The sequence below is a fragment of the Desulfatitalea alkaliphila genome (genome assembly GCF_022968795.1).
In the GTDB taxonomy this organism is placed as follows: Bacteria; Desulfobacterota; Desulfobacteria; order Desulfobacterales; family Desulfosarcinaceae; genus Desulfatitalea; species Desulfatitalea alkaliphila.
The window spans coordinates 43593-52718 of the sequence record NZ_JALJRB010000031.1 but is presented as its reverse complement, the minus strand read 5'-3'; the positions used below and the strand labels follow the sequence as shown (position 1 = coordinate 52718).

The 9126-nt window shown below is 56.9% G+C and carries 7 protein-coding genes; 1 reads left to right on the top strand and 6 read right to left on the bottom strand.

The window, feature by feature from the left end:
* Positions 1–544: 544 nt before the first annotated feature.
* The 6 genes from MRX98_RS19245 to MRX98_RS19220 form a co-directional block, all read right to left on the bottom strand.
* Positions 545–2515 (bottom strand): methyl-accepting chemotaxis protein, encoded by a 1971-nt coding sequence (locus MRX98_RS19245; RefSeq protein WP_246913962.1) that lies wholly within the window; start codon positions 2513–2515, stop codon positions 545–547.
* Positions 2516–2545: 30 nt separating this feature from the next.
* Entirely contained in the window at positions 2546–3538 is a 993-nt protein-coding gene (locus MRX98_RS19240) for an ABC transporter substrate-binding protein (RefSeq protein ID WP_246913953.1), read from the bottom strand.
* A 1061-nt stretch (positions 3539–4599) separates the two neighbouring features.
* Positions 4600–4941, bottom strand: a complete 342-nt coding sequence (locus MRX98_RS19235) for a hypothetical protein (RefSeq protein ID WP_246913951.1) — start codon at positions 4939–4941, stop codon at positions 4600–4602.
* A gap of 99 nt (positions 4942–5040) precedes the next feature.
* The gene (locus MRX98_RS19230) at positions 5041–6102 is read right to left on the bottom strand and encodes a porin (RefSeq protein ID WP_246913949.1); all 1062 of its coding nucleotides are present in this window, start codon (positions 6100–6102) and stop codon (positions 5041–5043) included.
* Positions 6103–6579: 477 nt separating this feature from the next.
* Positions 6580–7626, bottom strand: a complete 1047-nt coding sequence (locus tag MRX98_RS19225) for a 3-deoxy-7-phosphoheptulonate synthase (RefSeq protein WP_246913947.1) — start codon at positions 7624–7626, stop codon at positions 6580–6582.
* A gap of 120 nt (positions 7627–7746) precedes the next feature.
* Positions 7747–7884, bottom strand: coding sequence for a hypothetical protein (locus MRX98_RS19220; RefSeq protein ID WP_246913945.1), 138 nt, complete (start codon positions 7882–7884; stop codon positions 7747–7749).
* A 173-nt stretch (positions 7885–8057) separates the two neighbouring features.
* On the opposite strand from MRX98_RS19220, the gene MRX98_RS19215 reads away from it, so the two are divergent.
* Entirely contained in the window at positions 8058–9056 is a 999-nt protein-coding gene (locus tag MRX98_RS19215; protein WP_281432442.1) for a peptidylprolyl isomerase, read from the top strand.
* Positions 9057–9126: the final 70 nt, after the last annotated feature.

The window sequence follows — 9126 nt, the reverse complement described above, 5'->3', positions numbered from 1 at the left end:
TGCACGCATTGCAGCACCCAGCCCCCCGACCCACCCGCCTCCGTGGGAGAACAGGCGATGTCACTTTTACGGTTAAAAAAGCCTTTGTGGACGGCGCTCCCATCGGCTGTAGAGGGTTCCGCATGATCAGCATCACGATGGATTGAAGCAATCTTTCAACTCAAACACTCAAACACTTCTATCTCCCTCAACTAATAAAATAGATAGAATACATTAACTTAAAACTTAACACTTAAAACTTAAAACTGCCCGCCAGGGCTCTCCACCCGCCTCCGTGGGAGAACAGGCGATGTCACTTTTACGGTTGGGCAAATCCCTTTTATTAAACACAACCCTGTCCAATAGAGAAGCATTTGCCCGATTATGGGGCGCCGGAGAATATTGATACCGATGGCTATTGTTCCTCCCGTAGGGGCACGGCAGGATCGATTTGCTCGACCACCCCCAACCACATAAAACCGACGGAATTCATTTTGAATTGTTGGTGACTTTGGTCGATTGGAATGGGAGGGGGGCAGGCGCAAACGCATGCCCCCCCTTTGTGTCATATTTTGAAGCGTTGCACTGTGCTGTTCAGTTCTTCGGCCAATTGGGCCAGCTGTTCCGCGTTCAGATTGACCTGGGCGCTGCTATTGGACATGTTGCCGGCGGCATCGGTCACTTCGGCGATCTCCTTGGCGATGTCGGACGCAACCGCATTGCTCTGGCCGACGTTGCTGTTGACGTCGCCGATGCCTTGGGAGGCCTGGGCAACGTTGCCGGCGATCTCCTTGGTGGTGGTGGACTGCTCTTCCACCGCGGCCGCGATCTTGGCCACGATGTCGTTGACTTCGTTGACCACGCCGGTGATGTTGTTGATCTGGACCACCGTCACCTGGGTCGAGGATTGAATGGCCGCCACCTTGCGTTTGATTTCCCCGGTGGCTGCGGCCGTCTGTTTGGCCAGCTCCTTGATTTCGTTGGCCACAACGGCAAACCCCTTGCCTGCGTCTCCGGCGCGGGCCGCTTCGATGGTGGCGTTCAGGGCCAGTAGGTTGACCTGTTCGGAGATGTCGGTGATGGTTTCCACCACCTTGCCGATCTCCTGGGCTGCGCGCCCCAGTTCATCCACCTGGCCCGAGGCGCCGTCGGCATGGGTCACCGCATCGTGGGTGACGTTGCGGGCCTTTTCGGTGCTTTGGGCGATCTCGGCGATGGTGACGCTCATCTCTTCGGTGGCCGAGGCGACCATGTGGATGTTGTTGGCCGCCTGATCCATGGTTGCGGCCACCGAGCCCATGTTGGCGCTCATCTCTTCCGAGGCGGAGGCCACCGATTGGGCTCGGCCGGTGGTGTGTTCGGCCCCGGTGGAGAGGGCGGCCGAGATTTCGTAAAGTTCTCCGCTGGCGTTTTTTAGTTTACCCGAGTTGTCGGCCACCTCTTTGATCAGGTCCTGCATTTTGCCGATGAACACGTTGAACCACTCGGCCAGGGCGCCCACCTCATCCCGGCCGGTTACCGCCAGCCGTTTGGTCAAATCGCCTTCACCTTCGGCGGCGTCTTTCAGCCCTGCCACGACTCCGTTGATCGGCCGGACCACCGAGTTGGCGATGAAGAAGATGATGGCGCCGGCCGCAATTACGACCAAGACGGTGACCATCATGTTCACGCGCCCCATCTTTTTGACCGGGGCCAGTACTTCATCGGCGGAGACGGTGACCGCCACCAGCCAGTCCATGGAAGGGATGTGGTTGAATGCGGCCCACTTCTCCTCGCCATCGAAACTGTAGGTGTATTGCCCCTCTGTGATGCCGGCGTACTTTTCGAAACCGGGAGTGGTGCTCATGTCGAAGTTGAGTTGCATACCCCGTTCGGGGTGGGTGATGATCAATCCGGAACGCTGGTATAGATAGGCGAATCCGGTTTCGCCGAAACGGATCCGGTCCATGAACAGGGCGTTGATGCGCTCGACGGTGATCACGGCGAACAGCACCCCGGAGGATTGATCCTTATCGTGCATGCGCGCGCCCATCAACACGATGGGCGGGCCGTCGCCCTGGTATTTTTGAACGGTTAAGGCGAAGGGGTTTTCTTCTGTGATGGAGCGGAAAAAGGGCTCATCTTGGATGTCGACATCGTCGACGGCCGCCATGTCGGCGGCGGCCACGATCCGTCCTTTTTCATCGGCCAGGCAGATGTTGCGGTAATAGCCGTAGCTTTCCGAAAGCCCGGTAAGTTGTTCGCTGGCGGCAACCCGCGCCGCGCGCCCCATGAACGAGTCCTGCACCGCCTGCAGATAGACCCGCTGTTGTGCCCAGCTTTGTACATCCAACTGCCGGTCGCGGAACCAGCCGTCCAGCATGCGGGCGGTCAAGTCCGCCGTTTTTTTAAGGTCATCCGCCTGGGTGCGGCTCAACGTCTCGCTTGAGGCGTTGTAGGATATGGTCGACGAAACCCCCATCCCAAGCAATATCAACAGGACCGTGGGAATGAGAAATTTATTGCGCAGTCTCAATTTGTGCCAGAGCTTTCGCATGGGTGCGTCCTTCCTTATAGCCTTTCCGCCTTATTCGTAGATCGCTTCGGCGGTGGAAAGGATGTCGTAGGGAATCGTTACCCCCATCTTTTCGGCGGTGGCGGCATTGATCACCAGTTTGCCGCGTGCACTGGAGACATAGGGAATGTCGGCCGGGGCGGTGCCGTCGAGAATCTTGAGAGCCACTTCGGCGGCATTTTCACCGATGCCGACTTCGGAGGTGACGATGCTGAACAGCGCGCCGGCTTCCACATCTCCTTCGGAGGCGGCGATGACCGGTACTTTGGCGTTGTCCACTGTCCAACGGGTCATTTCCGAACGGCTGAACACTTTGTCGCCCTTGGCGATGCGGCTGGTGTCGGCCAGGTAGATGAAGTCGGCCGGAAAATTGTTCACGACACCGGACCACTCCTCGAAGGTGTCCACCAAGAACATGTCCATGAAGCGGACGCCCGTGGCCTCGGCCAACTTGTCGGCGCCGGCAACGAGATAGCGCTTCACCCCGGCCATGGAGTTGCTCTGTTTGCTGATCAGGGCGACGGTTTCGACATTGAGGAGGCTTTTGGCCATCACCCATATGTCCACGGCGTAACTGCGCCGCAGCACTCCGGTGACATTGGCCTTGGGCAGCCCCAGCGTGTCGGGGGTGCCGAACACCCAGGCGAACACCACAGGGATATCGTCCACCTGAAGGCCGATGTGACGGATGCAGTCGTCGTTGAGGGTGATGATCAGATCCGGATTGTTGGCGCGCACCTTCTCGAGAGCGGCGGCTCCAGCGGCCGTCTTGGCCTCAGGAGTTTCCAGGCTGTCCAGTTCCACCCAATGGTAATCGGGAACGATGCCGGCGGATTGAAACACTTTGTTGATTCCTTCATAGACCAGATCGTATCCGATGCCGGGGGCGCTGGCCTTGCTCACGCCCGAAATCACCGCCACTTTGGCGGCCGCCAGGGCTTGACCGGCGGTCAGGGAGATGACGATAAGACAAATAAGACATAATACGATGCGCTTGGTATTCATTTGTTTGGCTCCTTTACCGAAATTATAGAATTTTCATATTGTGAACCACGTTGCTGTTCCGTGTGGTTGGTTATCGGACGCAGCAATTTGATGTTCGACGCACTCTATATCGACCGGGGGCGCTGGAGCTTTAGGAAAAGAAGATGAGTGGCAGGTGATTACTACCAGTAATTCCGAACATTTTTTCTGAGCGCGGTTCACTGTGAATTGTTGTGTTCATCAATTGCGGGTGGAAATTGTTTTCGATTTGGAAATGGGAACTGTTTTGCAAGTCGGCGGCCTTTTGTGGTGGCCTGAATTGCAGATGTGGAGAGCATTGAAGTCCGTTGTGGGGTGGCTTTAATTAAGGATGTAGAGAGCGTTGAGCGACCGTTGTGTGATGGCTTGAATTGCTGATGTTGAGAGCGTTGAACGACCGCCGGCGGGTGGGCCGGGGGGCTGGGTGCTGCGCGTTTTGACGCCAAGGGGCCGTAATGGGGTGGCTCCGGGCGGCCCGCACAACTCGCTGCGCTCAAACAGGTGCGGGCCGAACGCCCTGCGCCCACCCCATAACGGCCCCTACGCGTCTTCACGCATTGCAGCACCCAGCCCCCCGCCCCACCCGCCTCCGTGGGAGAACAGGCGATGTCACTTTTGCGGTTGGGCAAATCCCTTTTTCTTAAATACAACCCTGTCCAATAGAGATGCATTTGTTCGATTATGGGGCGCCGGATAATATTGATAGCGATGGCTATTGTACCTCCCGTAGGGGCACGGCATGCCCTGCCCTTGCTGGATGTTGGGGGGAACCCGGGCACGGCGTGCAAGAGGATCGGGTCTTATTGGGCACGGCGTGCCGTGCCCCTACGGGTTGGATGCGTGGCAGGACCCATCTGCTCGTCCACCCTCAAGCCAATAAAATCGATAGAATTCATTAGCTTAAAACTTAACACTTAAAACTTAAAACTGCCCGCCAGGGCCCAACTATCTTCTAAAAAAAACCGGCCGCAGATACACCCCCCTAAGGGAAGATACCTGCGACCGGTATTTTGTGCTACATCAAGATCGATGAAACAGGTCCATCACTCGGACTTGGACTGCGACTCCTGCCACCGTTTGAAGGACTGCCAACGCTTCCACTCCAGGAATTCGTCGTAGGCTTCACGCCCCTCCTTGGAGCGTTTCCACTCCTGGAACTCCTCGAACTCCTCTTTCTCTTGTTGCCACTGCTGAAAGCGGCGGAACTCCTCGCTGTCGGCAGGGGTGAGGGTTTCGGAGGTTGGCGCGACACCGGCAGACGGCTGCTGGTCGGTTTTGCGCTTGTTGGAATCGTACACCGTGTATTCCCCCGATTTCCCTGTCAAGAGGCCGGGGCCGCTGGGGATTTCGTTGGCCGATTCATACTCGAACGGTTTGGGTTTCATGCCGCCACAACCGATTGCCAACATCGAAACCGTTAGCATCGAAATCAACAGTGACCATCTGGACTTGCAGTGTTTCATCGTTCAACCTTATCTTTTGATTTAGAACTTGACCCGGGAACCCACCATGGCTTGGCGGATATCGTCAGGATCGGGGCCACTGGCGGCCTGCAGCATGTACTGACGGTAGGAAACAAAAAATTCAACCGGTTTCCAAGGGGTGATCACATAAGCCACACCCCAGTTGGAAGAGTCCTCGTTATTGATCCGCAGGTTTTCGTTCCAGCCGTATTCAACGGAGAGTGCATGGATGTCGAATTTGTATCCAAGTTTAAAATAATAGTGGTAGGCTTTGAGCCGGTTTGGTTGATCGATGTCTCTTTCACCGTATGCGCCGGTGATGTTCAGGCCGAAAGGCATCAACCATGACAACGAGCCACTAAACTGTTTGAAATTATTTCTTTGATTACCATCGACATAGCCAACTGAAGCAGCTAATTTGTTGCCGGCGAAATCAGCGGCATAAAAAGCGCCGAATTCATAAGCTTCTCCATTTGTGAAGCTGGTGGCCAATTTCAGACCGCCAAAGCTCGGAGTATTATAGCGAATCCGCTCGCTGCGACCAATACCATCAAAATTGCTCCGAACTTGGCCGACTCTTGCACCGAAGTCGACACCGTTGCCCTGCTTGAACATGAAACCGCCGGCAGTATCGGCTACACCGGAATAGTTGATCACGCCGGTGCCGGAAAGATCCGATTCGGAGGTGGTGTCGGCCGCGCCGGAGCCCTTGCCGATTTCGAACTTACCGAAGGCGGTATCGAAGTAGATATTCATCCAACGATCGTTCCAGTTGAATGCACCGTCGTTGTTCTGATCCATGGAGAGAGCGAAAGAACTGTTGCGTTGAGCGTCGAACTCCAAATGCGTTCCGATCTTCACCTTGCCGAAATCCTCGGACGCGGTGAAGCGGAAACGGGTGGAGGAGTTGGCGTTGTCAGCCACGAAGACGTCGGTGCGATCCCCGTCATCCGCCCACATGAACAGTTGGTTGACCTGGCCGGACAGTTTGGCTTCGAGGGCCGCCGCCGGTGTTGCCAGGAAGGGTAGGATGAGGAGCACTGCCAGTACGCCATAGCCGAACTTGCTTCTGATCTGTTTCATTGTTTCCCTCCTTTGGGAGATTAAAAAAGTGAATGAATACTTCTTGGCCTGAAATGGCCGGTACGTCTTTCGGGTCAGGGCATCGTTAAGGGGTGGCAGCCATTGAACGGCACCCGGATGCGAACACGCTTTCGGCGTAGGTTCGTGGTGTGTCCGGGTGAAATGTCCGCCAAACATCGTTCATGGGAACCGCCACCGCGCTTCAGGTCTTTACGGCTCGAGTGTTTGCGAGTGTTTTTGTGACCTGAACGGGCCCTGGTGCCCGCTCCAAAACCATAGTTAGGGCTAATAGCAGATTCCAATATGCAAGAAAACCATTTTTTTTATGATTTCTAAATATATAGTGAACCCTGTTTGTGTCTGTCTTCGTTATTGATATGGTTTGTATATCGGATGTGTTAGCGTTGTGTGAGGAAATGGTGAGATTTGTGTGAGAGGGGCGCCGCTGGCGATGGCCGGCGGCGTTCCGGGTGTGGGTCAGCTGCCGGGGCGCAGGCGGTCATCGGCCCAGAGGATCAGCTCTTCGGTGGTTTCCCAGGAGATGCAGGCGTCGGTGATGGAGACGCCGTAGGCCATGGTGCGCAGGTCGCCGGTGTTTTTTTGTTGGCCTTCATTGAGGTTGCTTTCCAGCATGGCGCCGACGATGGCGTCGCAACCGGCGGCCCGTTGGTTGATGACGTCCTTCCAGACCAGGGCCTGCTCCTCGAACCGTTTGTGGGAGTTGGCGTGGGAGCAGTCCACCACCACGGCTTCGGCGCGCTTTTTGGCGTTGAGCATGTCCAGCACTTCGCGGATGCTGCACGAGTCGTAGTTGGGGCGCCGGCCACCGCGCAGGACCAGGTGGGCGTAGGCATTGCCGGTGGTGGTGACCAGGCAGGCCTTGCCGTTGTGGTCGATGCCCAGGAAATGCTGTGGGGAGGCGGCGGCGATCATGGCGTTGATGGCCACGGACAGATTGCCGTCGGTGCCGTTCTTGAAACCCACGGGCATGGAGAGGCCGCTGGCCATTTCGCGGTGGGTCTGGGACTCGGTGGTGCGCGCTCCGATGGCCGCCCAGCAGACCAGGCCGGCGATGTACTGGGGAATGAAGGGGTCCAGCAGTTCGGTGGCCGTGGGCAGCCCCAGGGCGGTGATGTCGCTCAACAACTTGCGGGCCCTTTTGAGACCGGTGACCATGTCGTAGGAGCCGTCCAGGTGGGGGTCGTTGATCAGCCCTTTCCAGCCCACCGTGGTACGCGGCTTTTCGAAATAGACCCGCATGACCAGGTAGAGGCGGTCCGCCACCTTGCGCTGCAGCGCGGCCAGCCGCTCGGCATATTCCATGGCGGCCGTTTCGTCGTGAATGGAGCAGGGGCCGGTGATCACCATCAGGCGCGGGTCCTTGCGGGTGATGATCTCCTGGATCACTTTGCGGCCCTGCATGACGGTTTCGGCCGATGCCTCGTTGATGGGCAGCTCCTCTTTCAAGGCATCGGGCGCGATGAGGGGGGTGAACTCCCGGACGCGAACATCATAGGTTTTCATGATCCAATTCCTCTCTTGTTGGTGCAAAAAGTCGTGAGGCGTGCCGGTAATCCCTTTGCGGCGGAACGCAAAAAGCCGCGGGACCGGTCGGCCCGCGGCTTTTTGCTGGTTATAAAGGCTTCAGCGCACCCCGGGTCGACCGCTGCCGTAAAAATAATAATAGTAATAGAGATCGCGCATGGCGAATGGCGGCAGTGAGTGGGTCGTTTCGGGGGTGAACATGTTGATTCGGTTCTCTGTTGCTATCGGTAAAGTCATATTTTTGCACTTCTATATGGTGATCGGGTGTGGATGTCAATTTTTTATTTACATTGGGTTGGCGGACCGATAATCTGTGGCGGGACCGTAAGTGAGGGTCCCGTATGCGTTTTTGCGGACGGTCTTGGTTGCAAAGCCGCCGATCCAGTTCATTCTTCAAAGGAGAAATTCCCATGAAACATGTAAGCATTTGGTCAACGACGGTGGCGCTGGTCATCGTTTGCGGCATCCTGTTGATGCCACTGATGGTTGTCGCCGAGGAGGCGGCAAAAGAGGATGGGAAGCCCGAAAATGCGGCGGTGGTCAACGGCACGGAGATTTCCTACAAGGATTTCGAGTGGGAGCTCGATCTTTATGTCCAGCGGCTTCAGGCGCAGGGGATGCAAATTCCCGAGCATCTCCAGGTGCAGGTGCGCCAGGAGGTGCTCAATGATCTGATCAATCGCGAACTGATTTTTCAAGAGAGCGTGAAGCAGGGGATCGCCGTAACGGACGAGGATGTCGATCGGGAGTTGGCGGCCATCAAGCAGCGCTACCCGGATCCCAAGCAGTTCGACACAATTTTGCAAAGCATGAAAATGAGCGAGGAGAAGCTCAAGGGTCAGATCGCGCAACGCTCCGCCATCACCGCCTTGCTCGAAAAGGAGATCGTTACCAAGGTGGATGTGGGCGCTACGGAGGTCAAGGCGTACTACGACGACCATCCGGAGATGTTCGAACGGCCCGAGGAGGTGCGCGCGCGCCACGTTCTGATCAAGGTGGCGCCGGATGCCGAAGCGGAGGCCAAGGCCGAGGCGCGGCAGAAGCTGGTCGGGATCAAGGAGAAGCTGGACGGCGGGGCGGATTTCGCCGAGCTGGCCGAGGCCCATTCCGAGTGTCCCAGCAGCCAGAACGGCGGCGACCTGGGATTCTTCGGCAAGGGTAAGATGGTGCCGGCCTTCGAAGCGGCGGCCTTTGCATTGGCGCCGGGTACGGTCAGCGACATCGTGGAGACCGATTTCGGCTACCACCTGATCAAGGTCGAGGAGCAGCGCGATGCCGGCACCATGGGGTTTGAGGAGGTCAAGTCCCGGATCGCCGACAATCTGCGCAACGAAAAAATCCAAAAGGAATTGGTCGCGTACTTGGAAAAATTGCGGGATACCGCTAAAATCGAGAAGTTCGTGCCGTAATCGATATTTTTGCCCGGCGGACGGAGGGGACGGATGGCGCCACATGGGCCGTCCGCTCCGCCGGCCGTCG

What these genes read in the sequence shown, in the direction of transcription:
- MRX98_RS19245 (WP_246913962.1), bottom strand. Translation starts at nt 2,515, where the DNA reads ATGCGAAAGCTCTGGCACAAATTGAGACTGCGCAATAAATTTCTCATT.
- MRX98_RS19240 (WP_246913953.1), bottom strand. Translation starts at nt 3,538, where the DNA reads ATGAATACCAAGCGCATCGTATTATGTCTTATTTGTCTTATCGTCATC.
- MRX98_RS19235 (WP_246913951.1), bottom strand. Translation starts at nt 4,941, where the DNA reads ATGAAACCCAAACCGTTCGAGTATGAATCGGCCAACGAAATCCCCAGC.
- MRX98_RS19230 (WP_246913949.1), bottom strand. Translation starts at nt 6,102, where the DNA reads ATGAAACAGATCAGAAGCAAGTTCGGCTATGGCGTACTGGCAGTGCTC.
- MRX98_RS19225 (WP_246913947.1), bottom strand. Translation starts at nt 7,626, where the DNA reads ATGAAAACCTATGATGTTCGCGTCCGGGAGTTCACCCCCCTCATCGCG.
- MRX98_RS19220 (WP_246913945.1), bottom strand. Translation starts at nt 7,884, where the DNA reads ATGACTTTACCGATAGCAACAGAGAACCGAATCAACATGTTCACCCCC.
- MRX98_RS19215 (WP_281432442.1), top strand. Translation starts at nt 8,058, where the DNA reads ATGAAACATGTAAGCATTTGGTCAACGACGGTGGCGCTGGTCATCGTT.